Annotated in this window: 24 protein-coding genes and 1 pseudogene; 13 read left to right on the forward strand and 12 right to left on the reverse strand. The window is 70.2% G+C overall.

What is annotated here, in order from left to right; translation table 11 throughout:
* Positions 1 to 5: 5 nt before the first annotated feature.
* From ACSBPH_RS12370 to ACSBPH_RS12380, 3 genes are read right to left on the reverse strand one after another with little or no spacing between them, the layout of a single operon-like run.
* A complete protein-coding gene (locus ACSBPH_RS12370) occupies positions 6 to 1,007 on the reverse strand; it encodes a carbohydrate ABC transporter permease (protein ID WP_442574632.1) in 1,002 nt (333 codons plus the stop codon).
* On the reverse strand, positions 1,004 to 1,975 hold the full coding sequence (locus ACSBPH_RS12375; protein WP_442574633.1) for a carbohydrate ABC transporter permease: 972 nt from the start codon (positions 1,973 to 1,975) through the stop codon (positions 1,004 to 1,006). The genes ACSBPH_RS12370 and ACSBPH_RS12375 overlap by 4 nt, the downstream gene beginning before the upstream one ends.
* 1 nt (position 1,976) lies before the next feature.
* Entirely contained in the window at positions 1,977 to 3,374 is a 1,398-nt protein-coding gene (locus ACSBPH_RS12380) for an extracellular solute-binding protein (protein ID WP_442574634.1), read from the reverse strand.
* Positions 3,375 to 3,740: 366 nt separating this feature from the next.
* Here ACSBPH_RS12380 and ACSBPH_RS12385 point away from each other — a divergent pair, with 366 nt between their 5' ends.
* From ACSBPH_RS12385 to ACSBPH_RS12420, 8 genes are all read left to right on the forward strand, one after another.
* Positions 3,741 to 3,914, forward strand: coding sequence for a hypothetical protein (locus ACSBPH_RS12385; RefSeq protein WP_442574635.1), 174 nt, complete (start codon positions 3,741 to 3,743; stop codon positions 3,912 to 3,914).
* Between the two features lie 46 nt (positions 3,915 to 3,960).
* Positions 3,961 to 4,266, forward strand: coding sequence for a hypothetical protein (locus tag ACSBPH_RS12390; protein ID WP_442574636.1), 306 nt, complete (start codon positions 3,961 to 3,963; stop codon positions 4,264 to 4,266).
* A 15-nt stretch (positions 4,267 to 4,281) separates the two neighbouring features.
* Positions 4,282 to 5,808 carry an FAD-dependent oxidoreductase gene (locus ACSBPH_RS12395; RefSeq protein WP_442574637.1) on the forward strand — a complete coding sequence of 509 codons (1,527 nt, stop codon included), beginning with the start codon at positions 4,282 to 4,284 and terminating at the stop codon, positions 5,806 to 5,808.
* 172 nt (positions 5,809 to 5,980) lie between these two features.
* Positions 5,981 to 6,862, forward strand: a complete 882-nt coding sequence (locus ACSBPH_RS12400) for an SDR family oxidoreductase (protein WP_442574638.1) — start codon at positions 5,981 to 5,983, stop codon at positions 6,860 to 6,862.
* 1 nt (position 6,863) lies between these two features.
* Entirely contained in the window at positions 6,864 to 7,295 is a 432-nt protein-coding gene (locus ACSBPH_RS12405) for a hypothetical protein (RefSeq protein ID WP_442574639.1), read from the forward strand.
* 2 nt (positions 7,296 to 7,297) lie between these two features.
* Positions 7,298 to 8,527 (forward strand): NRAMP family divalent metal transporter, encoded by a 1,230-nt coding sequence (locus ACSBPH_RS12410; protein WP_442574640.1) that lies wholly within the window; start codon positions 7,298 to 7,300, stop codon positions 8,525 to 8,527.
* Positions 8,524 to 8,934 carry a hypothetical protein gene (locus ACSBPH_RS12415; protein WP_442574641.1) on the forward strand — a complete coding sequence of 137 codons (411 nt, stop codon included), beginning with the start codon at positions 8,524 to 8,526 and terminating at the stop codon, positions 8,932 to 8,934. The genes ACSBPH_RS12410 and ACSBPH_RS12415 overlap by 4 nt, the downstream gene beginning before the upstream one ends.
* Positions 8,921 to 9,271, forward strand: a complete 351-nt coding sequence (locus ACSBPH_RS12420) for a PRC-barrel domain-containing protein (RefSeq protein ID WP_442574642.1) — start codon at positions 8,921 to 8,923, stop codon at positions 9,269 to 9,271. Before ACSBPH_RS12415 ends, ACSBPH_RS12420 begins: the two co-directional genes overlap by 14 nt.
* Positions 9,272 to 9,395: 124 nt before the next feature.
* On the opposite strand, the gene ACSBPH_RS12425 is transcribed toward ACSBPH_RS12420, so the two are convergent.
* Both ACSBPH_RS12425 and ACSBPH_RS12430 read right to left on the reverse strand, forming a co-directional pair.
* Entirely contained in the window at positions 9,396 to 10,778 is a 1,383-nt protein-coding gene (locus ACSBPH_RS12425; protein ID WP_442574643.1) for a permease prefix domain 1-containing protein, read from the reverse strand.
* A 1-nt stretch (position 10,779) separates the two neighbouring features.
* Positions 10,780 to 11,145: a PadR family transcriptional regulator gene (locus tag ACSBPH_RS12430; RefSeq protein ID WP_442574644.1), complete on the reverse strand. Its 366-nt coding sequence runs from the start codon at positions 11,143 to 11,145 to the stop codon at positions 10,780 to 10,782.
* Positions 11,146 to 11,878: 733 nt separating this feature from the next.
* Between ACSBPH_RS12430 and ACSBPH_RS12435 the strand changes: the two genes are divergently transcribed.
* Positions 11,879 to 12,193, forward strand: a complete 315-nt coding sequence (locus ACSBPH_RS12435) for a DUF7882 family protein (protein ID WP_442574645.1) — start codon at positions 11,879 to 11,881, stop codon at positions 12,191 to 12,193.
* Between the two features lie 152 nt (positions 12,194 to 12,345).
* Here the strand turns inward: ACSBPH_RS12435 and ACSBPH_RS12440 are convergent.
* The 6 genes and pseudogenes from ACSBPH_RS12440 to ACSBPH_RS12465 form a co-directional block, all read right to left on the reverse strand.
* Positions 12,346 to 12,666: pseudogene (locus tag ACSBPH_RS12440) on the reverse strand (DUF7882 family protein); the annotation flags it as partial.
* An 18-nt stretch (positions 12,667 to 12,684) separates the two neighbouring features.
* Entirely contained in the window at positions 12,685 to 13,320 is a 636-nt protein-coding gene (locus ACSBPH_RS12445) for an NADPH-dependent F420 reductase (protein WP_442574646.1), read from the reverse strand.
* A 281-nt stretch (positions 13,321 to 13,601) separates the two neighbouring features.
* Complete coding sequence (locus ACSBPH_RS12450; RefSeq protein WP_442574647.1) at positions 13,602 to 15,902, reverse strand: beta-glucosidase; 2,301 nt, start codon at positions 15,900 to 15,902, stop codon at positions 13,602 to 13,604.
* Positions 15,899 to 16,771 carry a carbohydrate ABC transporter permease gene (locus ACSBPH_RS12455; protein ID WP_442574648.1) on the reverse strand — a complete coding sequence of 291 codons (873 nt, stop codon included), beginning with the start codon at positions 16,769 to 16,771 and terminating at the stop codon, positions 15,899 to 15,901. The genes ACSBPH_RS12450 and ACSBPH_RS12455 overlap by 4 nt, the downstream gene beginning before the upstream one ends.
* Complete coding sequence (locus ACSBPH_RS12460; RefSeq protein ID WP_442574649.1) at positions 16,768 to 17,793, reverse strand: carbohydrate ABC transporter permease; 1,026 nt, start codon at positions 17,791 to 17,793, stop codon at positions 16,768 to 16,770. The genes ACSBPH_RS12455 and ACSBPH_RS12460 overlap by 4 nt, the downstream gene beginning before the upstream one ends.
* Before the next feature lie 11 nt (positions 17,794 to 17,804).
* On the reverse strand, positions 17,805 to 19,094 hold the full coding sequence (locus tag ACSBPH_RS12465; RefSeq protein ID WP_442574650.1) for an ABC transporter substrate-binding protein: 1,290 nt from the start codon (positions 19,092 to 19,094) through the stop codon (positions 17,805 to 17,807).
* Positions 19,095 to 19,260: 166 nt separating this feature from the next.
* Here ACSBPH_RS12465 and ACSBPH_RS12470 point away from each other — a divergent pair, with 166 nt between their 5' ends.
* Positions 19,261 to 20,259, forward strand: coding sequence for a LacI family DNA-binding transcriptional regulator (locus tag ACSBPH_RS12470; RefSeq protein WP_442574651.1), 999 nt, complete (start codon positions 19,261 to 19,263; stop codon positions 20,257 to 20,259).
* 140 nt (positions 20,260 to 20,399) lie between these two features.
* Here ACSBPH_RS12470 and ACSBPH_RS12475 read toward each other — a convergent pair whose 3' ends face one another.
* Complete coding sequence (locus tag ACSBPH_RS12475; RefSeq protein ID WP_442574652.1) at positions 20,400 to 21,563, reverse strand: ROK family protein; 1,164 nt, start codon at positions 21,561 to 21,563, stop codon at positions 20,400 to 20,402.
* Between the two features lie 181 nt (positions 21,564 to 21,744).
* Between ACSBPH_RS12475 and xylA the strand changes: the two genes are divergently transcribed.
* From xylA to ACSBPH_RS12490, 3 genes are all read left to right on the forward strand, one after another.
* Positions 21,745 to 22,935, forward strand: coding sequence for a xylose isomerase (gene xylA, locus ACSBPH_RS12480; protein ID WP_442574653.1), 1,191 nt, complete (start codon positions 21,745 to 21,747; stop codon positions 22,933 to 22,935).
* Between the two features lie 105 nt (positions 22,936 to 23,040).
* On the forward strand, positions 23,041 to 24,345 hold the full coding sequence (xylB, locus tag ACSBPH_RS12485; RefSeq protein ID WP_442574654.1) for a xylulokinase: 1,305 nt from the start codon (positions 23,041 to 23,043) through the stop codon (positions 24,343 to 24,345).
* Between the two features lie 293 nt (positions 24,346 to 24,638).
* Positions 24,639 to 25,319 (forward strand): GTP pyrophosphokinase, encoded by a 681-nt coding sequence (locus ACSBPH_RS12490; RefSeq protein WP_442574655.1) that lies wholly within the window; start codon positions 24,639 to 24,641, stop codon positions 25,317 to 25,319.
* Positions 25,320 to 25,330: the final 11 nt, after the last annotated feature.

Consider the following 25,330-nt stretch of genomic DNA (forward strand, 5'->3'; position numbering starts at 1 on the left):
TCGGGTCAGCCCTTGAGACCGCTCGTGCTGACGCCCTGGATGATCTGCTTCTGCCCCAGGAAGAAGATGATGATCATCGGGATCGTCGCGATGACGGATGCCGTCACGATGATCTCCCAGTGCCACTCGCCGCCGAACCCGAAGGCGTCCACGAGCGACTTGAGGCCACGGGGGATCGTGAACGTCGAGCTGTCGCGCAAGTAGATGAGGGCGCGCATGAGGTCGGTCCACACGGCCTGCACCTCGAAGACGAGGACGACCGCGAGGGCGGGCTTGGTGAGCGGCACGGCGATGCGCCAGAAGACGGCCCACTGCGATGCCCCGTCGACGCGGGCCGCTTCGAAGAGCTCGCGCGGCAGCCCCAGCATGAACTGGCGGAGAAGGAAGATGTAGAACGCGCTGCCGAACAGATTCCCCGCCCACAGCGGCGTCAGCGTGCCGACGAGCCCGAGACCGTTCCAGATGAGGAAGGTCGGGATCATCGTGACGGCTCCGGGGAGCATCATCGACCCGAGGACGAGGGCGAACAGCACCCCGCGTCCGCGGAAGCGGAAGTACGCGAACCCCCACGCCACCATCGCGCTCGAGATCGTCACGGTCACGGCCGCGAGCACCGTCACGATGGCGGTGTTGAGCAGCCAGAGTCCGACCGGTGCCTGCTGCCACACCTGCACGTAGTTGTCGAGCGTGAAGGTCTTCGGGATGAGCGCGTTGTCGAACACCTCGCCGCGCGGCTTGAACGAGGCGCTCACGAGCCAGATGAACGGGTACGCGAAGACGACGGTGAGAAGTGCCAGCACTGTGACGACGACGGCGCGACGGATGCGGCGGCTCCGCCGGGCCGATCGGCCGGGCGCGGTGCGCACGGTGCCCGCGTCGGCACCGCCTGCGCGGCGACGACGACTCGAGACATCCGTCGTCCCTTCGTCCGTCGCGCCGGGGCCGGTCGGCGGCGGCTCGGGCTCGAACTCGCGGCCCGATGTGCCGCTGGGAAGGACGCGGCTCATTTCGGCGCCTCGCCTTCGTAGTAGACGACCCGTCTCGACACGATGAGCTGCACGGCCGTGACGATCATGATGAGGAAGAAGAGGATCCAGGCCATCGCCGATGCGTAGCCCATGTGAAGGAACTGGAAGGCCTGCTGGAAGAGGTAGATGACGTAGAAGAGCGCTGCGTCGTTGCTGTACGTCGTGTTCCCTGCCCCGAAGAAGGCAGTGTAGGCCTCGTCGAAGGTCTGCAGTCCCGCGATCGTGTTGACGACGACGATGAAGAAGAGGGCCGGGCTGATCATGGGCAGAGTGATGCTGAGCGATTGGCGCCAGAAGCCCGCGCCATCGATGCGGGCAGATTCGTACAGCTCCTCCGGAACGTTCTGGAGGGCGGCGAGCAGGATGATGACGGATGCCCCGACGGTCCACAGACTCATGAGGATGAGTCCGGGCTTGACCCACGCGGGGTCGGTCGTCCATGCCGGGCCGTGGATGCCGATCGTGCCGAGGACCGTGTTGATGAGTCCGTTCTGCCCGTTGAAGAGGAGGAGGAACAGGATCCCGACGGCGACCGGCGGGGTCATCTTGGGCAGGAAGAACATCGTGCGGAAGAACCCCGCACTGCGTCCGGCCCGGTTGAGCAGGAGCGCGAGCGCGAGCGACACGACGACGTAGAGCGGCACCTGGATGAAGGTGAAGAAGAAGGTGTTGCCGAGCGCCTGGGCGATCTTCGGGTCCTGGAAGAGCTCGACGTAGTTGTCGAAACCCACGAAGTTCGGGTCGTTGATGACGTCGTAGTCGGTCAGCGACAGGTACGCACTGTAGATCAGCGGCCAGAGGGTGAAGATCAGGAAGCCGACGAGCCACGGCGAGAGGAACAGGAGCGCCGAGAGGGTGTTCCGCCGGGATGCTCGTCGCCGCGCCCGGCGCCGCGCAGGATCCGGATCGGAGACCGGAAGGGCGGTCGCGGGCGCGACGGCGGTCATGTCAGTCGTTCCCCTGCCGGGCCTTGTCGAGCTTCGACCAGGCGTCGTCGAGGGCCTTCTGCGCGGCCGTCTGGGCCTTGTCCATGGCCTCCTGCGGAGTCGCCTGCCCGTTGAGCACCGAATTCACCGCATCCTGCATCGCCGTCGTGAACTCGGCGTCGGCGGGGTTCGCCGGCAGCGAGAACGTGTTCTCGTTGGCCTGGTACATCTTCTTCACGGCGGTGTCCCACGGCTCCCCGCCCTCGGTCACCATGCCCTGGATCATCTTGTCGGCCTCGGCGTTGCCCGTGAGGATGCCCGTGAACGGCTTGCCTTCGGCGCTGCGCGCCTCGATGCGGGCGTTGGCGGCTGCCTCCCACGCGTCCTTCGATGTCATGAGGCGCGCCCAGCGGCAGGCGGCCTCGGGGTTGCTGCTTCCCGCGGGGATCGCCCATGCCGAGCCGGAGGCGTAGGCGATCGTCTTGTCCTGCTTGTCGTGGACGGTGTCGAAGACCATCGGCGCGTCGGGCGAGACGTCGTTGAGCACGTTGACGTACCACTGCTCCATCGGCATCGCGCCGAGCACGCCCGTCGCGAACTGGTTGCCCTCGCCGAAGAAGTCCGCCGAGTCCCGGTAGGCCTTCACCGCGCTGAAGCCGCCCTGCGCGTCGTAGATCGAGACGGCCCACTCCAGCGCCTCCACGACCTTGGGGTCGTTCAGGTTCGCCTTCTTGCCGTCCTCGGAGATGAGGTCGGCCCCGTTGGCCTTCGCCCACAGCGGGAGGAATTCCGGCAGCTTGCTGTCGTAGCCGATGACCGAGAGCTTGCCGCCGTCGGACTTCGTGAGCTTCTCGTTGGCGGCGCTGAGGGCCTCCCAGTCCGACCCGTTGACGTCCGCGACCGTGAGGCCCGCGGCATCCAGAAGCTGCTGGTTCGCCATCGTGAGCTGGACGGTGTTGAACTCGGGGATGCCGTAGACCTTGCCGTCGAGGGTCACCTGGTCGATCGCGGCGGGGACGTACTGGCTCGTGTCGATGCCTTCGCCCTCGATGCAGCGATCCAGCGGGAGGATCGCGCCGCGGGCTGCGAGCGAGCCGATCTGGTTGCGGTTCGCGTACACGATCTCGGGGGGCTTTCCCGAGGCGACGGCGGACAGGAACTGCTGCAGATCGAGGTCGCCTTCGATGAGCTTGACGTCGACGTCGCCCAGGTCCTTCTTGGTCAGGTCCATGCGCGAGGTCGCCACCTCGTCGACGCCCGAGAAGCCCATGACCGACAGCGTTCCGCTGAGCTTCGCGTCGGGGTCGTACTGGGCGGCCGAGTCGTTCGCGCCTCCCGTGCCCTGCGCGCACCCCGTCGCCGTCAGCAGGAGCGCGGCGAGCGCCGCACCTCCGATGGTCGTCCTCATGACAGCACGCATGTCGCCTCCTTGATGCGCCCGCCGAGAAGTAGGCGGTGGCTGAACCGTAAGAACCGAACCTCTCCACGCGCAGGGGGTTGACCGGCGGGGGGGTCCGGGGTTACCGTCCCACGCCCGGGCCCGGCGTGCGCAGCGGCCGGGCCCCCGGAAAGGGGTGGCGAGGTGCCCGATGTTCGCGTCCCGGCTGTTGTTTTCGCGGAGCGGTCAGAAGGTCGCCGGATGGCCCTTGCCGGGGCCTTCGTGAGAGAGCACGCCACGCCGATGTCAAGCCCCTCGTGAGAGTTCTCTCACCGGCGCACCCTGGTGTGACAGAGCGCGACGCCCGGGCGATGGAGCGTCGGTGAGCTACTCGGCGAGGTGAACGAGATGGGCAAGGCGAAGACTCGCGATCGGCATCGGGGCGAGGCGCTCGACGCGGGGCACGTCCCCGAAGACCGTCGCGCGTGGTCCCCCGTCGACTACGACGCCCGCTTGCGACCGCAGGGGCGCGGCTACGTCCCGGTGCGGTCGTACCAGGTCCCCGCGGACAGGCACGAATGAGCCACGACGCGGTGGGTGAGCAACAGAGCGAAGAGGCGGCAAGGCCATGACGATGTTCATGGCCGAGGGGCCCGTCCGCCAGTTGGAGCTGGTGCCCCTCGGCGAAGGTGCCTGGCGACTGTGCGATCGGAACGTCCCTGAGGGCGACCCGGCGAGCGTCGTCGCCTACGTGGAGCAGAGCGAGCAGTTCCTCGAAGTCGTGTGGGTGCACGGACGCGTCGGATGGGCGCGGTTCACGCGGCTGAGCGAGGTGCTCGATGCGGCGATGACAGAGCCGGCTCCGACGCCGGCGCCCCGGGCTCGACGCCCCGTCGAGATCCCCCACTTCGCTCCGCGGCTCGCGCCACGCTGACGGATCGAGTGCACCGTGCCCTCTCCGCCTCTCCCGGCCGACCCGCCCCGCTCCCTGTGGCAGCGCACCTCGGTGGCGATCCCGAGCGATCCCCTCCCCGAGCGCGCCGACGTCGTCGTGGTCGGCGGAGGGCTCACGGGTCTCGCGACGGCGCTCATGCTCGCGCGCCGGCGCCGAGGGGTCGTCGTGCTGGAGGCGCGCACAGTCGGCGCCGTGACGACCGGCAACACGACCGGAAAGCTCAGCCTTCTGCAGGGGTCGGTCGTGTCGGGCATCCGCTCGCACGCGGGCGAAGAGGTCGCCCGTGCCTACCTCGCCGGCAATCGCGCCGGCCAGGAGTGGGTGCGAGACCTCATCGGCGACGACGCCGCGGTGATCCAGAACCGCACGGCCGTCACCTACGCCACGACGCCCGAGGGAGACGACGCTCTGCAGCGGGAAGCCGAGGCCATGACCGCCGCGGGTGCGCCCGTCGAGGTGGAGGGCTCGCGCGCCGACCTCGACCTGCCCTTCGCCGTGACGAGTGCGATCCGCCTCGCCGACCAGTCGCAGCTGCACGCTCTGCGGCTGCTCGGGCGCCTCGCCGGAGAGCTCCGGCGCCTCGGCGGCCGGATCGTCGAGGGCGCCCGTGTGACCGGCGTCGACGTCGCGGAGAACGGCGTGCAGGTGCGCTCGAGCGCCGGCGATGTCACCGGCCGCCTCGTCGTGCTCGCCACCGGCACGCCCATCCTCGACCGCGGTCTCTTCTTCGCCAAGCTGGTCCCGTCGCGCTCGCTGGCTGCGGCCTACCGGCTCCCGGACGGGAGGCGCCCGCCGCAGGGGATGTACCTCTCGGTCGACCCGGAGGCCCGCTCGCTCCGCAGCGCGCCGACGGGCTCGGGCGCCGAGCTCCTCATCGCGGGCGGCGGCGGATTCGTCACGGGGCGCTCCGAGAGCGTCCGCGCCGTGCGGGCAGACCTCGACGCGTGGGTCGCATCGCACTTCCCGGGCGCCGTGCGCGAGACGTGGTGGGCTGCGCAGGACTACCGCATGGTCACGCACGTCCCGTTCGCCGGTCCTCTTCCGCGGGGAGGCGGGCGGATCTACGCCGCGACGGGATACAACAAATGGGGGATGACGAATGCCGCCGCCGCTGCGACCGCCATCACGGGTCAGATCACGGGCGAAGAACCCGACTGGTCGGAGCGCCTCCGCGCGTCGCACGTGAGCCTGTCGAGCGCGGGCGAGGCGGTCGGCGCCAACGCCGAGGTCGCCGGTCATCTTGTGGGCGGATGGGCGCGCGCGGGGTTCTCCGGCGCGCCCGACGCTCCGCCGGCGGAGGGGGAGGGGCGGGTCGTCCGCTCCGGCGTCTCCCCCGTCGCGGAGTCGACGGTCGCGGGTGTCACCTGCCGTCTGTCGGCGGTGTGCACCCACCTCGGGGGCATCGTGTCGTGGAACGACGCCGAGCTGACGTGGGACTGCCCGCTGCACGGCTCGCGGTTCACCGCCGACGGCCGGGTTCTCGAAGGGCCGGCCGTGCACGACCTGGGCCGCGCGGAGTAGCCGGCCGCGATGTCGATCCGTTGCCATTCGGCACGGGGCGTGCGATGCGGCCGAGCGCCCCGGGTATGCGTCACTCCTCCCCGCCTTGTCAAGCCGGTGGGCGCGAGTGAGGCCCGGGGCTAGCGTCTCGATCGGCGGCCCCTCCCGGACCGCCGCGAGACAAGGAGACGGCATGAGCGACCAGCCGCACGATCCCCGCGACAAGCACCCGGACGAGTTCCCGGCGCAGTCCCAGGAGCAGCCCGGAAAGACCGATGAGATGAGGCCGACGCCCGACCACGGTGAGGACTCCTACGAGGGTTCCGGACGCCTCGAGGGCCGTCGCGCCCTGATCACGGGCGGGGACTCGGGGATCGGCCGGGCCGTCGCCATCGCGTTCGCACGCGAGGGCGCCGACGTCGCGATCGCGCACATGCCGGAGGAGATCGACGACGGCGACGAGACGGTCCGCCTCGTCGCGGAGGCCGGCAGGCGCGGAGTGAGTTTCGCCGGCGACATCCGCGACGAACGATTCGCGACCTCGATCGTCGACGACACCGTCTCGCAGTTCGGCGGCCTCGACATCCTGGTGCTCAATGCCGCCTATCAGAAGGACCGCGAGAGCCTCGCGAGCCTGGAGACGGAGGAGTTCGACCGCGTCTTCCGCACCAACCTCTACGGCCTGATCTTCTCGGCCCGCGCGGCGGTGCCGCACCTGAAGCCCGGTGCGTCGATCATCGTGACCTCGTCGATCCAGGCGTTCGATCCGTCCCCGGAGCTCATCGACTACGCGATGACCAAGGCCGCCCAGGTCGCGTTCGTGAAGGCGCTCGCGCAGCAGCTCGGCCCGAAGGGCATCCGCGTCAACGCCGTGGCGCCGGGGCCGATCTGGACGCCCCTCATCCCCGCGACCGGGTGGGATCAGAGCAAGGTCGAGAACTTCGGCTCCGACACCCCGCTCGGCCGTGCCGGGCAGCCGGCGGAGCTCGCGGGAGCCTATGTCTACCTCGCATCTGAGGCGGCGTCGTACGTGTCGGGGGCGGTGCTCCCGGTCACGGGCGGCAAGGGCCTGTGACATGTCAGCCGTGAGGATGCGCGGCCGGTCGTGGGGGGCCATTCCCCTCGCGATCGCCGTCGTCCTCGCGGTGTCGGGCTGTGCGCCGGCACCCTCGCCCGACCCGGCTCTCGTCTCACTCGCGTCCGACGCGCTGAGCGCGACGCGATCGGCTCAGCTGGGCACGGGACAGCGCGACGACGGTCGCATGTTCCCCACGACCGCGTACGCGCTCCTCACCGACATGGAGGAGAACATCGCCGACGTCACGCGTGAGGCGGGGCTGCACCAGCCGGCGGATGCGACGGATGCCTCGTACCGCGCCGAGCTCTTGAAGGCGTCGGGTTCTGCGCTCGACGCGATGCACGCGGCGTCGGCCGGTGACCCCGGCGCAGAGGAGGCGTTGAAGAAGGCGGCAGACCGCCTCGAGGCACTTCAGAAGCAGGGGGGCTGAGCGTGAAGCGCATCTTCGCGGTGGCCCTCGGCATCCTGACCGCAATCGGCGGCTTCGTCGACATCGGCGACCTCGTCACCAACGCCGTCGTCGGCGCCCGATACGGCCTGAGCCTGGTCTGGGTCGTGCTCATCGGCGTCGCGGGCATCTGCCTCTACGCCGACATGTCGGGCCGCGTGGCGGCGGTGAGCGGGCGCGCCACCTTCGAGATCATCCGCGAGCGCCTCGGGCCGCGGGTGGGATTCGCGAACCTGTCGGCCTCGTTCCTCATCAACCTCCTGACCCTCACGGCCGAGATCGGCGGCATCGCCCTCGCACTCCAGCTGGCCGCGGGCGTGGGGCCCGGCATGTGGATCCCCGTCGCGATCTTCGGTGTCTGGATCGTGCTGTGGCGCGTCAAGTTCTCGATCATGGAGAACGTCGCGGGCCTGCTGGGACTGTCGCTCATCGTGTTCGTCGTCGCGCTGTTCCTGCTCAAGCCCGACTGGGGGAGCCTCGGCGCGTCGGCCGTGCAGCCCTGGACGCTCGGGGCGGAGAGCCCGCTGTCGTACTGGTACTTCGCCGTCGCGCTGTTCGGCGCCGCCATGACCCCCTACGAGGTCTTCTTCTTCTCCTCCGGCGCCGTCGAGGAGAAGTGGACGAAGAAGGACCTCGGCACCGAGCGGGTGAACGTCTTCGTGGGCTTCCCGCTCGGAGGCACCCTGTCGATCGCGATCGCCGCGTGCGCCGCCGTCGTGCTGCTGCCGCAGGCGATCGAGGTCACGACGCTGTCGCAGATCGTGCTCCCCGTCTCGCAGGCGGGAGGTCAGCTCGCGCTCGCCTTCGTCATCGTCGGGATCCTCGCGGCGACCTTCGGGGCGGCGCTGGAGACGACGCTGTCCAGCGGCTACACCCTCGCGCAGTTCTTCGGGTGGAGCTGGGGCAAGTTCCGCCGGCCCGTGAAGGCTGCGCGGTTCCACCTCGCGATGATCATCTGCCTGCTGATCGGCGGCGGCATCCTCCTCACCGGAGTCGACCCCATCGCCGTGACGGAGCTCTCGGTGGTCTTCTCCGCCGTCGCGCTGCCCCTCACGTACTTCCCGATCCTCGTGGTGGCCAACGATCCCGACTACATGGGCGACGCCGTCAACGGCCGCGTGCGCAACGGGCTCGGCGTGGCCTACCTCGTGATCATCCTGATCGCCGCGGTCGCGGCGATCCCGCTCCTCATCGTGTCGGGAATGGGCTCATGACGCGCTCGTATGTGCCGAGGCATCCGCTCGAGTGGTACCGCGATCCCGACGGCCGCGGGGTCGACGCGCGGCTGCACCTGCTCGATCGGCAGATGCTCGATGCCGACGGGGTGCCCGTGAGCACCGTCGATGACATCGAGCTGTCGGGGCCCGACGGCCAGCCCGACCCGGATCACCCGCCGGTCGTCACCGCGATCCTCGTGGGCACCGCGGTGCTGCCGCGGCTGTTCGGAGGCAGCGTGCCGGCCCGGGAGGAGCACCGCATCCCTTGGGATCTCGTCGCCAAGCTCCACACCGCGATCGATCTGCGCGTCCACGCCGACGACCTCGAGGCCACGTGGGTCGAACGCTGGGTGCGCGACCGCATCATCGCCCGCATCCCGGGAGGGCGCCATGATCCTGAGTGACCTCCTAGGCCGCCGCGTGCGCGAGCCCGACGGCACGGAGCTCGGCCGCGTGGTCGACCTGCGATTCCGTCGAGGCCCCGCGCGTCGCGCTCACGAGGGCGAGCTCGAACTGGTCGCGCTCATCGTCAGCCCCCACAGCCGCCTGTCGTTCTACGGCTACGAGCGCGGCCGCGTGAACCGTCCGGCCGTCATCGATGCCCTCATCCGGCGAATGCACCGGGGCTCGCGCGTCATCCCGTGGGAGTGCGTCGCGCGGATCGGCGACGACGACGTGCGCCTCGGCGTGAAGGCGCCCGTCATCCCGCTCGACACCCGCGTCCCCATCCCCGAGGGCTGAACGGCCGGTGCGTCACCGCGCGGGCGCTCCGGCGCTAGGCCGCTCAGACGAATCAGGCGCTCGGGCGCTCGGGCGCGCGGGCGCTCAGGCGCGCGGGCGCGCGGGCGCTCAGGCGCTCAGGCGCTCAGGCGAAGCCGAAGACCGGGGGGAAGACGACGGCCACGATCGCGGCCCACCCGAGGTAGACGGGCACGTAGGCCGTCTGCCATCTCTCGACGCGGGCGAAGGATGCCGCGCCCCCGACGAACCGCAGCTGCAGCCACGCGGCACCGGCGAGGTTGACGAGCAGGATGACGTTGAGTCCGAGCGACGCGAGCTTGTTGGGGCTCGCACCGAACTCGCTGATGCGGCTCGTCATGCCGATGAGCACGAGCACATCGACCGCGAGCGCCGCGATCAGCATGAGCAGCTGCAGCCGGTCGAACCACCCCGCGGGGGCCTCGGGGTCTCTCGCCGAGTACGAGTAGAGCAGGAGCCCGAGGACCACGAGCAGCACGACGTCGAAGATGATCAGCAGGTCGCGCTGCGCGAACGCCTCCGCGCCTGGCGCGGCCCCCACCGATACCCCCTGGACGATGCCTGCGACGACGAGGGCGAGGAGGAGGACCGTGAACAGCGGCGTGAACAGCTTCGTCAACACGGGGGCGATGTTCTCGATGACGTTCTGCTTGGCCTCGACGAGCCACCCCGCGATGACGACGGCGCCGGCCAGGCCGCACGGCACGAGCCACTCCTGCACGAAGTGGGCGGCGTCGAGCCCGATCGCGCTGAAGACCCCCATCGTCAGGGCCGCGAGCACGCCGCCTCCGAGGCCGATGAGCACGAGGTAGATGAACCACTCGCCCGAGAAGCGGATGAAGTCCATGCGCGCCCGGTCGGATCGCCAGTCGCCGTTCGCGTATGCGATGCCCGTCACGATCCACAGCGCGACGGCCGTGTGCATCGCCGTGAGCGCGATGGTCGACCCGTCGGGCGCGAAGGGGTAGGCGTTCACCACGACCGCCGCCAGGAGGAAAGGCACCGCGACGGCGACGATCGTGCCGACCGCCGCGTGCCGCCGTACGAGGAGGAAGGCGGCGAGGAACGGCAGCACGAGCACCGCGAGGTTCAGGGCGTAGAACGCGGCGTCGGAGCCGAACGAGAGCCCGAACAGCGCCGGGATCTTGATGACGATCGCGGCGGCGCCCGCGAGCGCGATCGCCGGCAACAGCCCGTCGGGCCGCCGTCCGGACGGCGCCTCGCCCACGACGAGCTGCTTCCACAGGCGGTCGGAGTGCTCGCGCGCGAACTCCCGTGACACCTCGTCGAGACGCCCCATGCGCCGCACCGCGACGAGGAACGCCTCGTCGGAGGAGAGTCCGGATGCCTCGAGCCCCTCGATCTGGTCGCGGAGGTGCCCCTCGAGCTCGTCGACGTCACGCGGCGCGATGGCGGCACGCCGCGCGACGAAGGCGCGCCACTGCCCGATCTGCTCCTCGAGCGCCGTGCGCCGATCCTGGCCCGCCATCTCACGCACCTCCCGGCGCCAGGTTCGCGCGCGTGTCGCCGCGGTCGTCCCACACCTGCTGCAGTGCACGGCTCACGACGGCCCACTGCCGCCGCTGCTCGGCGAACACGGCTTCGCCGCTGCGGCTCAGGCGGTAGTGCTTTCGGGGCCTCCCGCCGGGCGATGCCCCCCACGTCGACTCGATGTGGCCGAGCCGCTCGAGTCGGTGCAGGAGCGGATACAGCATCCCGTCGCTCCACTCCAGCTCCCCGTCCGACAGCTCGCTGATGCGCCGGAGGATCGCGTACCCGTACGACTCGCCGTCCGCGAGGATCCCGAGGACGAGCGGCGTCGCGGTCGCCGCGACGAGGTCTTTGCCGATGCGCACGAGGAACCTCCATACCTTGCAGCTCTATGTACCTAGAACAACAAGGTACAGGCAACGGATGCCGCGGCCAAGCGCCGCCGAGGCATCCGTCGTCCCTCGGGGTTGGGAGAGGGTGCCGCCCGCGGGAAGTGTGGGGCATGCCCGCGGGGCGTGCGCGGGGCCAGCCCGCGGGAAGGGAGGGGATGGTGGGAGGGGAGGGTGGTTCTGCCGCGAGGCTCCCTCCGCTCCGGTGAGGTCCTCCGCTCACGCGGCGGCCGAGGCATCCGTTCTCCTATCGGGTTGAGGAGCCCGCCCGCGACGGGTGGGGCCCGCCGCGGGAAGGGAGGGGATGGTGGGAGGGGAGGGTGGTTCTGCCGCGAGGCTCCTCCGGTGAGCCCCTCCGCTCACACGGCGGCCGCGGCATCCGTTCTCCTATCGGGTTGAGGAGCCCGCCCGCGACGGGTGGGGCCCGCCGCGGGAAGGGAGGGGATGGTGGGAGGGGAGGGTGGTTCTGCCGCGAGGCTCCCTCCGCTCCGGTGAGGTCCTCCGCTCACGCGGCGGCCGCGGCATCCGTTCTCGAGTCGGGACGTGCTGGAGGAGAGGATGCCGCCGGCGTTCCGCCGTCGTCACTCGGGAGGAAGCTGACGGATGAGGTAACGTCGTCGGTCTACGCCGTTCTCCTCGCTCGCGGTGTTGTTCTCGACCACGCCTGACCGGGCGCTAACGTGGCGAGCGACGGAAGAAGGAGCAGGGCATGGGCCGGTTCATCTACGACACGATGGCGAACTCGGTCGACATCGACGATCGGACGCTGGCGCACCTGCGCATCGTGGTGATGAACAAGCTGCGGCGGTCCGAGGCGTTCATGTTCGACGTCGAGATCGGCGACGGCAGCGGACGGCGCAGCTTCTGGATCCACCCGTCTGTGCCCCTGCAGTTCCACTTCTTCGGAAGCCGCAACCCGCGCATCAACCGCCACTGGATCGAAGAGCTGATGCAGTCCGCGAGCGGCCCGAGCGGCCTGCAGATCGTCCCCGAGCCCGACGAGAACGGGCCCGAGGAGTCCTGAACTCCGTCGGGCCCGTCTGCGGCTCGGTGTGATCAGCCTGCGCTGTCGTCTTCGCCCTTGCTGTCGTCGGCCTTCTTGCCGGCCTCGGCGTTCTCGCTGTCGTCTTCGCTCTTGCTGTCGTCGATGAGCTCGACGGCCTGAGGCGCGATGTCGGGCGTCGAGTCCGCCTCGTTCTCGATGTTCTCCGCGACGAGCGAGATGCCGCCCGAGGAGTTCGCCGAGCTCGCGAGGCTCTCGATCCACTCCCGGCTCAGCGGTTCGGAGTCCGGCTCGTCGAGGACGAAGCGCAGCGGGATCGACGGGTGCAGCCAGATGGTCGTGCGCCCGCGCGGCTGGTCGTCGGGATGCGTCCACGACACGGTGAAGCTCTCACCGCGTCGCAGCTTGGTCGCGACGACGACCTTCAGGTGAGCGAGTGCCCGATCGTCGATGTGGATCGGGGTCGCAGACCCGCCGTAGTAGATCGTGCCCATAGGCCCACGATAGGCCTGTCAGCGCTCCGCCCGCGCCAGATTGCCGATCAGCTCGTCGCGGTTCTGTCGCACGACGTACGCGGGACGGTCGCGCTCGACGCGCCAGCTCTCGGCGAGCGGGCCGACATCGACCGTGTCGAAGCCGAATTCGTCGTAGATAGAGGTCGCGAGGGCGGTCGCCTCGGGGAAGTCGCTCGCCGTCGCGAGGGCGCGGCGGTCGTCGGATCCGGCGGGCGCGCCGTCGGTGTTGATGTCGCCGGACTGGATGTGGTTGAAGGCCTTGACGACCTTCGACTCGGGCAGGTGCTCCTGCAGGAGGCCGCTCGTGGTGGCCCGGCCTTCCTCGAGCTCGGGCATCCGGCCGTCGCGCTCCCAGTAGTAGTTGTTGGTGTCGAGGACGATCTTGCCCGCGAGGGGCGCGACCGGCACCTCCTGGTACGCCTTGAGCGGCACGGTCACGATCGCGAAGTCGCCCGCGGCAGCGGCCTCTTCCGGCGTCGCGGCGCGAGCCTTCGGTCCGAGCTCTGCGACGAGGTCCGAGAGCGTCTCGGGGCCGCGCGAGTTCGAGATCACGACGTCGTATCCGCGAGCCGTGAGGCCCTGCGCGAGTGCCGTGCCGATGTGTCCTGCGCCGATGATTCCCACTGTTGTCATGTTCGGTGGAACGCGGGACGCCGTGGCCTATTCCATTCCCGGCCGCCCCGCCCCCGCGAACCCCTCCCCGCGAACCCCCCGCCGAACCGGTGAGCCTCCACCTGAGCGCCGAGAGCTCGGGGGCCACCCACGGTCTCGGCGCTCAGATGGAGGCTCAGCGGTTGAGAAGCGGGCAGGGCGGGGACGGATGCCGGGGGCCCGCCGCGCGGCGGGCCCCCGATCCGACCGCGGGTCAGCGCCGGGCGGCGCCGCCGCGCGGCGGCCCCCGATCCGGCCGCGGGTCAGCGCCGGGCGGCCTCGGCGATCGAGACCCCGACCGTGCGCGCGTGCGACGGCGTGATCTCGTGGACGGGGCCGACCAGGCGGACGGTCGTCGACGTCTCGCGGTCCTGGCAGGACGGCCCGACCCAGAGCTCGATGTCTCCCGGCTCCACGACGCGCGATCCGGTGCGATCGGTGAAGCTCAGGCGTCCGATCGGCACGTCGAAGCGCACGAGGGCGCTCTCGCCCGGCTCGAGCGCAACACGGGCGTAGGCGACGAGCTGGGCGACCGGCCGGGTGACGCTGGCATACGTGTCGCGGGCGTAGAGCTGCACGACATCGACGCCGGCGCGCTCGCCGGCGTTTCGCACCTCGACGGTGACGGCGAGGTCTGCCCCCGTCTCCGACTCCGCGGGTGCCGAGAGGTCGGAGTGCTCGAAGGCGGTGTAGCTCAGACCGTGACCGAACGGGAGGGCCGGCGCGCTGTCGGCGCTCGTGATCTCGGACGGTCCGCCGAGTATCGGGTGCAGGTAGCTGTACGGCTGTGCGCCCGCCGAGCGGGGGAGCGAGACGGGCAGCCGGCCCGACGGCGCCTCGCGCCCCGAGAGCACGGCCGCGATCGCCGTCGCGCCCTCCTCGCCGGGGAAGAAGGCCTGCACGACGGCGGCAGGCGCCGTCGGGCCGTCGACCGACCAGCCGATCGCATAGGGCCGCCCCGACAGCACGACCATGACGGTGGGCACCCCGGTCGAGACGACCTCCTCGAGGAGGAGTCGCTGCAGGCCGGGAAGTTCGAGGTCGTCCACGTCGTTGCCCTCGCCGACGGTGCCGCGGCCGAAGAGGCCGGCGCGGTCGCCGACCACGACGATCGCGACGTCGGCCGCGCGGGCGGCGGCGACGGCCTCGTCGATGCCCGACGCGTCGTCGCCCGACACGTCGCAGCCCCGGACCACATCCGTCACGGCGCCGGGCAGCTCGATGCGGAGAGCGTCGACGACGCTCGGCAGCTCGAGACCGAGCGGCACGTCGGGGTGGTGGGCCAGCACGTGGTTGACGAAGGAGTAGCAGCCCATGAGCGCCTCGGCCGAGTCGGCGTTCGGGCCGATGACCGCGACGCGCGTGAGCGCGCGGGCATCCAGCGGCAGGACGCCGTCGTTCGACAGCAGCACGATCGACTCCTCGGCAAGACGCCGGGCCACCGCGCGGTGCTCCGGCGTGTCGAGGTCGATCGAGGCGGGCGGCGCGTCGAACGTCTCGTCGAGAAGGCCGAGCTCCTCCTTCTCGTCGAGCACGCGCAGCACCGAACGGTCGATGAGCGCCTCGTCGACTGCTCCGGAGCGCACGGCGGCGGCGAGCGGCGCCGCGAAGGCATCGCCTGTCGGCAGCTCCACATCGATCCCGGCGGCCAGCGCCAGCGCGGCGGCCTCGCCGAGGTCTTCGGCCACGGCGTGCATCGTGTGCAGGAAGGCGACCGAGAAGTAGTCCGAGACGACGACGCCGTCGAACCCCCACCGGTCGCGCAGGAGAGTCGTCAGCAACTCCTCCGACGCGGCGACCGGGATGCCGTCGATCTCGGCATACGAGTTCATGACGGAGCGCACGCCCCCGTCGCGCACCGCCATCTCGAAGGGCGGGAGGAGCACGTCCGCGAGCTCGCGCGGCCCCGCGTGCACGGGCGCATGGTTGCGTCCGGCCTGCGACGCCGAGTATCCGACGAAGTGCTTGAGGGTCGCATGGATGCCGGCATCCTGCAGTCCTCGCACGTACGCCGTGCCGATCGTGCCCACGACGTACGGGTCTTCGGCGATGCACTCGTCGACGCGGCCCCAGCGCGGGTCCCGGATCACGTCGAGCACGGGGGCCAGACCCTGATGGATGCCGAGCTCCCGCATCGAGCCGCCGATGAGCCGGCCCATCTCCTCGACGAGCGCCGGATCGAACGAGGCGCCCCAGGCGAGCGGTGTCGGGAAGGTCGCGGCTTTCCACGCGGCCAGGCCCGTGAGGCATTCCTCGTGCACGATGGCGGGGATGCCGAGCCGCGTCTGCTCGCGCAGGCGCCGCTGCTCCGCCCACAGCCACGCGGCACGCTCGACCGGATCGACCGGCCTCGTGCCGTAGACGCGCGTGAGGTGGCCGATGCCGTGGGCCGAGGCATCCTCGTACTTCGTCGACGTGGCCATCTCTCCCGCCATGGGCGCGACGAGCTCGTCGCCCTGATCGACCCAGTAGCCCACGAGCTGGGCGAGCTTCTCGTCGAGGGTCATCTGCGCGTGCAGCGACCGCACCCGCTCCGAGACGGGCGGCAGTTCGATGGGGCTCATCCCTTCACAGCTCCTGTCAGGCCGCCCACGATGCGCCGCTCGAAGAGGCTGAAGAACGCCAGTGCAGGGATCATCGACAGCGACGTGAAAGCGAGCACCTTGGCGGTGTCGACCGAGTACTGCGACGAGAACGCCTGCACGCCGAGCGGCAGCGTGAAGTTCGCGTTGTCGTTGAGGAGGAACAGCGGCAGCAGGTAGCTGTTCCAGCTTCCGATGAAAGCCAGGATGCCGACGGTGATGACTCCCGGAACGGCAAGGGGAAGCACCATTCGCCAGAAGAACCCCAGCCTGCTGCATCCGTCGATGAACGCCGCCTCCTGGATCTCATCCGGAATCGCCCGCAGGAACGGCACGAGGATGATGATCGTCGCCGGGAGGGCGAAGGCGATCTGGGGAAGGATGACGCCGCCGAGCGAGTTGATGAGCCCCATGTTGCGCACCACGATGTACAGCGGCGTGATCGCCACCGTGATGGGGAACATGAGCCCCGCGGCGAAGAGGGTGTAGAGCACACCGCGCCCCGCGAACTGGTATCGCGCCAGGACGTAGCTGGCCATGAGACCGAGCACGATGACCCCGACGGTGGTGGCGACCGCCACGATCGTCGAGTTGAACACGAGGATCCAGAACGTGCTCTCGGTCAGGACGCCGAGGTAGTTGGTGAGCACCCAGGGGTCGGGAAGGCCCGCGGGGTTCACCGTGATCTGCGAGTTCGTCCGGAACCCGCCGAGGATGATGTACAGGACGGGCCCGAGCATCAGCGCGATCACGACGAGGGCGACGAAGTAGACGGCGGGGGTGCCGGAGGGGAGCGCCGCGCGGCGGCGGCGGGCGGTCGGCGGGGCGGTCGCCACGGTGGCGGCGGTCATCGCGCGTTCCTTTCGGTGAGTGCGCCTGCCGTGTCGCGGCGTAGGACGAAGCGCTGATAGATGAGGGCGACGACGAGGGAGATGAGGAAGATCACGACGGCGACGGCGTTGCCGTAGCCGAAGTTGCCCGCGTTGCGACCGTTGGCGACCATGTAGGTCGCCATCGTGGAGGTGCCGGCGACCGAGGAGACGTACTGTCCCCAGATGATGTAGACGAGGTCGAACAGCTGCAGCGCGCCGATGATCGAGAGGAACGCCCAGATGCGCAGGGTCGGCCCGAGCAGCGGGATCGTGATGCGCCGCTGGATCTGCCAGTAGGTGGCACCGTCGATCGCCGCCGCCTCGTAGAGCTCCTCGGGGATGCCCTGCAGGCCCGCGAGGAAGAGGATCGTGGCGAAGCCGACGTACTTCCAGGTCAGGATCGCCATGAGCGTCCAGATCGCGATGCTCGGGTCGGAGAGCCAGTCCCGCGTGAGTCCGGACAGGCCCAGGTTCTCGAGCAGCCCGTTGAGCGCTCCGTTGGTCGCGAGCATGAGGCTGAAGCCTGTGCCGACGACCACCTCGGCGATGACGTAGGGCACGAAGATGAGCACCCGGATGATCGACTGCCCGCGCATCTTGCGGTTGAGCAGCAGCGCCAGCAGGAGAGCCGCCGGGCCCTGCAGCACGAGCGACATCACGACGATGAAGCCGTTGTGGGCGAGCGCCTCCTGGAACTTGGGATCGGTGAGGATCGTGACGTAGTTCTTGAACCCGACGAAGTCGGTGGCCGGCCCGTAGCCGTGCCAGTTGAAGAAGCCGTAGTAGGCCGCCATGACGACGGGGAAGATGACGAAGCCGACGAAGAAGATCAGTGCCGGCCCGACCAGCACGGCCACTTCCAGGCGGCCCGACCATCCGAGACCTCGGCGTCGGCGGCGCGGCGGTGCCGAGGGCGGCGGCGTGGTGCCACCGCCCCCGGCGCGCTGCGCGAGATCCGTCTCCGGGCGAACGTCCGTCTTCGGTGTCTCGCTCATATGCATTGCGAGCCTTCCTAGCCCTTCGCGCCGGCCTGGTTGGCCGAGTCGATCATCTGCTGGGGCGTGCTCTGACCGGCGAGCATGTCGACGACGGCCACGTTGAGCGCGTTGCCGACGTTCTGGCCGAGGATCGTGTCGAGCCACTGCGAGACGTACGGGGCCTTGTTGTAGGCCTCGAGGATCTGCTTGAGGTAGGGCTCGGTGACGGCCTTCTGCGCCTCGGCGTTCACGGGCGGCGAGGAGAACGCCTTGTAGTAGGCGGTCTGCTGGTCGTTCGACCCGATGAAGTTGAGGAAGTCGACGCACTCCTTCGGAGCCTGTGCCGAGCACGAGTAGCCGTCGAGGCCGCCCATGATCGCGCCGGGCTCACCCTTGCCGCCGGGAACCTCGGGGAAGGGGTACCAGGCGAGGTCGGGAAGCGGCTTCTGGTCGGGCGTCAGCGAAGCGATCACGCCCGGGTCCCACGCGCCCATGAGCTCGCCGCCGGCCTTGTGGTTGGCCACGAGACCCGCCGAGCTGCCGGCGCCCTGCTGTGCCGGGGTGGTGAGGAAGCCCTCGTTGAACGGCTCGGTCGCGGCGAAGTCCTCGACGTCCTGTGCGGCCTTGAGCCAGCACGGGTCGCTGAAGTCCTTCGAGTCGCCGGTGGCCTCCATCGTCTTGGGCGTGCACTCGCGGAGCGCAAACCAGTAGAACCAGTGCGCCGCGGGCCACGCGTCCTTCGCGCCGAGCGCGAGGGGTGCGACGCCGGTCGCCTTCAGCTTGTCGTTCGCGGCGATCAGCTCGTCGATCGTCGTAGGCGTCTCGGTGACGCCCGCGGCGTTGTAGAGGTCCTGGCTGTAGAAGATGCCGCCGGGCAGCACCGACAGCGGCATCGCCCAGATCTTGTCCTGATAGGTCTCGGCCTTGAAGGAGCCCTCCGAGATGTTGTCCTTGGCCTCGCCCTCGATCTTGCCGGTGAGGTCCATCAGCTGGCCCGCCTGCACCATCGCGGCCATCTTGCCGCCGCCGCGCTGCAGGAAGATGTCCGGCGGGTCGCCGGCGTTCAGCGACGTCTGCAGCTTGCCGTCCAGGTCCTCGTTCTGGATCGACTGCATCTTGATCTTGACGTTCGGGTTCTCCTTCTCGAAGGCCGCGATCGCGTCCTTCCAGAACTGCTGGCCCGGCCCTGTCGTGGAGTTCTGCCACAGCGTCATCTCGACGGTGCCGTCTGAGCTTTCGCCGGACCCGCCGGCACTGCAACCGGCGAGCGCGAGCGCGCCGACGATCAGTGCGGCAGAACCCGCGAGGATCCTGTTGCCCTTCATGTGATTTCCCGTTCTCTTCTTCGAGGAGCACCTCTGCTCCGGGGTGCGTGGTCAGCGCGATTCGAGTCGCGCGCTCGGGTGACCGAACATAAAAAGTCTGCGCACGCAACAAATCATCTGTCAAACGTTTTCGAAAACGATTTCCAATCCGTTATGCTTTCGCGACATGAGGCAACGGCCGACGATCACCGACGTCGCGAAGGCGGCGGGCGTGTCGGTGTCGACCGTGTCGAAAGCGGTCAACGGGCGCTACGGCGTCTCGGGCGAGACCGTCGACCGCGTGCTCGCCGTGGTCGCCGAGCTGGGCTACGAGTCGAGCCTCATCGCCAGCAGCATGCGGGCCCGTTCGACCGGTGTGATCGGCGTGCTCGTGGCGGACTTCGAGCCCTTCAGCGCCGAGATCCTCAAGGGCGTCGGCCAGGCGCTGAGCGACTCGTCGTACGACCTCCTGGCGTATTCGGGGTCGCACGGCGAGGCCGAGGGATGGGAGCGTCGTTCGATCTCGCGCCTGTCGGGAACCCTCATCGACGGCGCCATTATGGTGACCCCGACCGTCGTCAACGTCGGCACCGAGGTTCCCGTGGTCGCGATCGACCCGCACACCGGGCCGGCCGACCTCCCGACGGTCGAGTGCGACAGCTTCGGCGGCGCGCTGCAGGCCACGCGCTACCTGATCGAGCTCGGGCACACGAGCATCGGCTTCATCGCGGGGCGCCCCGACCTGCGCTCCTCGATCGCGCGCGATGCGGGGTATCGGCGGGCGATGGCGGATGCCGGGCTTCCCGTCCACCCTCACCTCGTCGGCAGCGGAAGCTACCGCCAGGATGCCGTGCGCGTCGCCGCGCTGGAGATGCTGGGCGGCCCCGACCGGCCGACGGCCATCTTCGCTGCGAACGACCTCTCGGCGATCGAGATCATCCGCGTCGCCACCGAGCTCGGCCTGGACGTGCCGCTGCACCTCTCGGTGATCGGCTTCGACGACGTGCCCGAGGCATCCAAAGCCACTCCCGCGCTGTCGACGGTGCGCCAGCCGATGCAGACCCTCGGCGCCGAAGCCGCCCGCCTCCTCCTGCTCCTGATGAAGGGCGAGACGCCGCACGCGACCCACGTGACGCTGCCGACCCGGCTCGCACCCCGCGCCACGACGGCGCCTCCGCTGCGCTGAGCGCCGCGCCGTCCGGTCGCTGAGACTCCATCCGAGCGCCGAGACCGTGGGTGCGCCCCGCGCTCTCGGCCGTCAGATGGAGGCTCACGGGTTCGGGGGCGTCGGTTCGGCGGGGGCGTCGGGCGGGTGCCGCAGGCGGGTCAGCGCAGCGCGGTGCCGGCGGGGTCTCGCAGCAGATCCTGGAACGCGGCCTCCGCCGCCCCGATGATCAGGCGGTCCTCCGCCAGCGCGGCCGTACGGATCTCGAGGTCTTCGCCGTTGGCGGCCATCGACTGCGCGAGCACCGCCGCCGTAAAGCCCGGAAGGTCGTGCTCGGCGAGCATGCCGAGGAAGCCGCCGAGCACGACGATCGACGGATTGAGCACGTTGACGGCGTTGGCCAGCGCCGTGGCGAGGATGCGGCGCTGCCGCGCGACCTCCTCGAGCACTTCGGTCGCCCGCGTTTCGCCCAGGAGCCGGGCGAGGGTCGGCTCGTCGACGTTGCTGCGCTGCAGCACGGCGAGCAGACGCGACCTGCTCACCTCGTCCTCGAGCACCCCGTTCGCGGCGCGACGGTCGGCTTGCGAGGCGATGCCCGGACGGTTCTGACCGAACTCGCCCGCGTACCCCGAGGCGCCGCCCACCGCGACGCCCTGCACGATGAGGCCGCCGCCGATGCCGCTCGCTCCGCCGTTGAGATACACGACGTTGTCGACGCCTGCCGCCGCGCCGAAGAGATGCTCGGCGACGATCGCCATCGCGGCGTCGTTCCCCACGGCCGTGTGAAGACCCGTCCGGCTCTCGACGAGCTCGCGGAGCGCGACATCCGTCCACCGCAGGTGCGGGGCGTCGCGCACCAGCCCGTCGGAGGCGCGGACGAGCCCCGGCACGGCGATCCCGATCCCCGCGATCGCCGCGTCGGCGAGGTCGCCCTCGCGCCAGGCGGCGATCCGCTCGCCGATGACCTCGGCGGTGTGCTCGGGATCCATCAGCCCGGACTGCTCGATCCGCTCGGTGAACCGCACGGTGCGGTCGAGGCCCACGACTCCGAGGGTCAGGGCGTCGACCTCGGGGTTCACCGCGACGGCGACGACGCGGCGATGCGCCGCGACCAGCGGAGAGGGCCGGCCGACGCGGCGACTGGGGTCGGGCGCGCGCTCCTCGGCGATGCCGAGCGAGACGAGGTCGCCCACGAGATCGCCGATCGTGGAGCGGTTCAGCCCCGTCGCCGTCGTGAGCGTCGCCCGCGACAGCGGACCCTCCAAGTGGGCCAGGCGCAGCAGCCGCGAGAGGTTCGCCTGGCGGCTGCCGACCGGATCGTTCATGCCAAAACTCTAGGGTGCGCGGCGCCCGACCCCCCGTCAGGTGACACGCCGCCCCGGTGAGCGGCGCACCCATCGGCGTACGGCGGGGCCGCGGCATCCGTCTCAGAGGTGGACGCACGCCCCGAACTGCTATACGTTGTGCTTAACAACAATTCACTTCGGCCGTTCGCAAAGGAGCGCCATGTCCACCCCCACCCGCGCCGACAAGTTCTCGTTCGGTCTCTGGACCATCGGCTACAACGGCACCGACCCGTTCGGCGGCCCGACGCGGCCTCCGCTCGACGTCGTCCACGCGGTCGAGAAGCTCGCAGAGCTCGGCGCTTACGGCCTCACCTTCCACGATGACGACCTGTTCGCCTTCGGTTCGACGGATGCCGAGCGCCAGACGCAGATCGATCGCCTCAAGGGCGCCCTCGCCGACACGGGACTCATCGTCCCGATGGTGACGACCAACCTCTTCTCCGCCCCCGTCTTCAAGGACGGCGGCTTCACCTCGAACGACCGTCAGGTGCGCCGCTTCGCGCTGCGCAAGGTCTTCCGCCAGCTCGACCTCGGCGCGGAGCTCGGCGCCAAGACGTTCGTCATGTGGGGCGGCCGCGAAGGCGCCGAGTACGACTCGGCCAAAGACATCCGTGCGGCGCTGGAGCGCTACCGCGAGGCCGTGAACCTCCTCGGCGACTACGTCACCGACAAGGGCTACGACATCCGTTTCGCGATCGAGCCGAAGCCCAACGAGCCCCGCGGCGACATCCTTCTGCCGACGCTCGGCCACGCGCTCGCGTTCATCGACTCGCTCGAGCGTCCCGAGCTCGTGGGCCTGAACCCCGAGGTCGGCCACGAGCAGATGGCGGGCCTGAACTTCGCCGCCGGCATCGCCCAGGCGCTGTACCACGGCAAGCTCTTCCACATCGACCTCAACGGTCAGCGCGGCATCAAGTACGACCAGGACCTCGTCTTCGGCCACGGCGATCTGCACAACGCCTTCGCGCTGGTTGACCTGCTCGAGAACGGCGGCCCCGGCGGCGTGCCCGCGTACGACGGCCCCCGCCACTTCGACTACAAGCCCTCGCGCACCGAGGACGAGAAGGGCGTGTGGGAGTCGGCAGCGGCGAACATGCGCACCTACCTGCTGCTCAAGGAGCGCGCCGCGGCCTTCCGCGCAGACCCCGAGGTGCAGGAGGCGCTCGAGGCCGCCCGCGTGCCCGAGCTCTCGGTGCCGACCCTGGGCGAGGGTGAGTCCTACGAGGACTTCCTCGCCGACCGCTCGGCGTACGAGGACTTCGACGCCGACCAGTACATGGGCGGCAAGGGCTTCGGCTTCGTCCGGCTGCAGCAGCTCGCGACCGAGCACCTGCTCGGCGCCCGCGGCTGACCGTTCCCCCGTCGAACCAGGGGATCCGCGTCGAGACCGGGGGTATTTCCCCCGGTCTCGATCGGAATCCCCTGCCTCGCTGAAACATCTCGAAGGGATAGGGCGATGACGCTCGTCATGGGAGTCGACTCGTCGACGCAGTCGTGCAAGGTCGTGATCACGGATGCCGCGACCGGCGCCGTCGTCAGGCAGGGCCGTGCAACGCACCCCGAAGGCACCGAGGTCGACCCGGCCGCCTGGTGGGTCGCGCTGCAGGCCGCGATCGGCGAGGCCGGCGGACTCGACGGCGTCGCGGCGTGGGCCGTCGGCGGGCAGCAGCACGGCATGGTCGCCCTCGATGCGGACGGACGCGTCATCCGTCCCGCCCTTCTCTGGAACGACACGCGCAGCGCCGGTGCCGCGGCAGACCTCATCGCCGAGTTCGGCGCCGAGCAGCTCGCCGAGCGCACGGGCCTCGTGCCGGTCGCGTCGTTCACGATCACGAAGCTCCGGTGGCTGCGCGACCATGAGCCCGACAACGCCGCGCGCGTCGCGGCCGTCGCGCTCCCGCACGACTGGCTCACGTGGCGGCTGCGCGGGTTCGGGCCGGCCGGTGAGTCGCCGCGCGGACCCGTGATCGAAGAGCTCGTGACGGATCGATCGGATGCCTCGGGCACGGGCTACTGGAATCCCGAGACCGGCGGCTACGACCGTGAGCTGCTCGTCGCGGCGCTCGGCCACGACGCGATCCTCCCGCGCGTGCTCGCACCGCAGGAGTGGGTCGAAGACGAAGCGGGCCGCCGCGTGGGCCCCGGCGCGGGCGACAATGCGGGGGCGGCGCTCGGTCTCGGCGCAGGCCCCGGAGACGTCGTCGTGTCGATCGGCACGTCGGGCACGGTCTTCGCGGTGAGCGAGAAGCGCACGATCGACCCGTCGGGCACCGTCGCCGGCTTCGCCGACGCCGACGGGCACTTCCTCCCTCTCGTCGCGACGCTCAACGCCGCGCGCGTGCTCGACGCCATCGCCCGCGTGTTGGGCGTCGACCACGCCGAGCTCTCGCGCCTCGCGCTCGCCGCCCAGCCGGGCGCGGCGGGTCTCTCGCTCGTGCCCTACTTCGAGGGCGAGCGCACGCCGAACCTCCCCGACGCGACGGCGTCGCTCACGGGCATGACCCTCGCCTCGACGACCCGCGAGAACCTCGCGCGCGCCGCGGTCGAGGGGATGCTGTCGGGCCTCGGCGCGGGCCTCGAAGCCCTCCGCGGGCTCGGCGTGCCGCTCGAGCGCGCGCTCCTCGTCGGCGGCGGCGCGCAGTCCGAGGCCGTCCGCGCCATCGCGCCGGAGGTGCTCGGCATCCCCGTCGCGGTGCCCGAGCCGGGGGAGTACGTCGCGCTGGGCGCTGCGCGCCAGGCCGCCCGCATCGCGTCGGCCTGAGGCATCCCCCATTCCTCGCCCCCGGGTGCGCGACTCTCGCCCCCGGGTGCGCGAGAGGGCAGAAGTGCGCGCGACACGCCGCATCCCGCGCGCATTCGTGCCCTCTCGGCCCCGGGTGCGCGACTCTCGCCCCCGGGTGCGCGAGAGGGCAGAAGTGCGCGTGACACGCCGCATCCCGCGCACATTCCTGCCCTCTCGCGAAAAAAGTCGGGGGACGCGAGGGGAAGGGGGAAGGGGAGAAAGGGGAGGGCGTCTCACAGGTGCCGTATAGGCGGCATCCCTACGTTGGAGGCATGGCGATACCCGCGGAAGACGCGTCAGTCACCGTCTCTCCCTCTCAGCTGCGCACGCTCCGCGACGAGCTGCAGCGCTTCCTCCTCGAGTACCGCTTCGGCATGCAGGAGATCGAGACGAAGATCGGCATCCTCCGCGAGGAGTTCGAGCACACGCACGACTACAACCCGATCGAGCACGTCTCGAGCCGGCTGAAGTCGCCCGACAGCATCGTCGAGAAGGTCACGCGCAAAGGGATCGACCCGGGCTTCGAGTCGATCCGGGCGAGCATCACCGACATCGCCGGCGTCCGGGTGACCTGCAGCTTCGTGACCGACGTGTATCGCCTCTTCGACCTCCTCGTGCACCAGGACGACATCACGCTCCTGACGCTCAAGGACTACATCGCCGAGCCCAAGCCGAACGGCTACCAGAGCCTGCACGCGATCATCGAGGTGCCGGTCTTCCTCTCGACGGGCCGTGTGGAGGTGCCCGTCGAGGTGCAGTTCCGCACGATCGCGATGGACTTCTGGGCGAGCCTCGAGCACAAGATCTACTACAAGTACGACAGCCAGGTGCCCGACCGCCTCCTGGCCGAGCTGAAGGAGGCGGCCGACTCCGCCGCGGCCCTCGACCATCGCATGGAGCGCCTGCACCGCGAACTGCACGGGCCGCGCCCGGCGCCGATCGTCGCGATCTGACGCCCCGCGCG

Origin of the sequence: Microbacterium sp. F51-2R, from assembly GCF_052180235.1 — a bacterium.
Classification (GTDB): domain Bacteria; phylum Actinomycetota; class Actinomycetes; order Actinomycetales; family Microbacteriaceae; genus Microbacterium.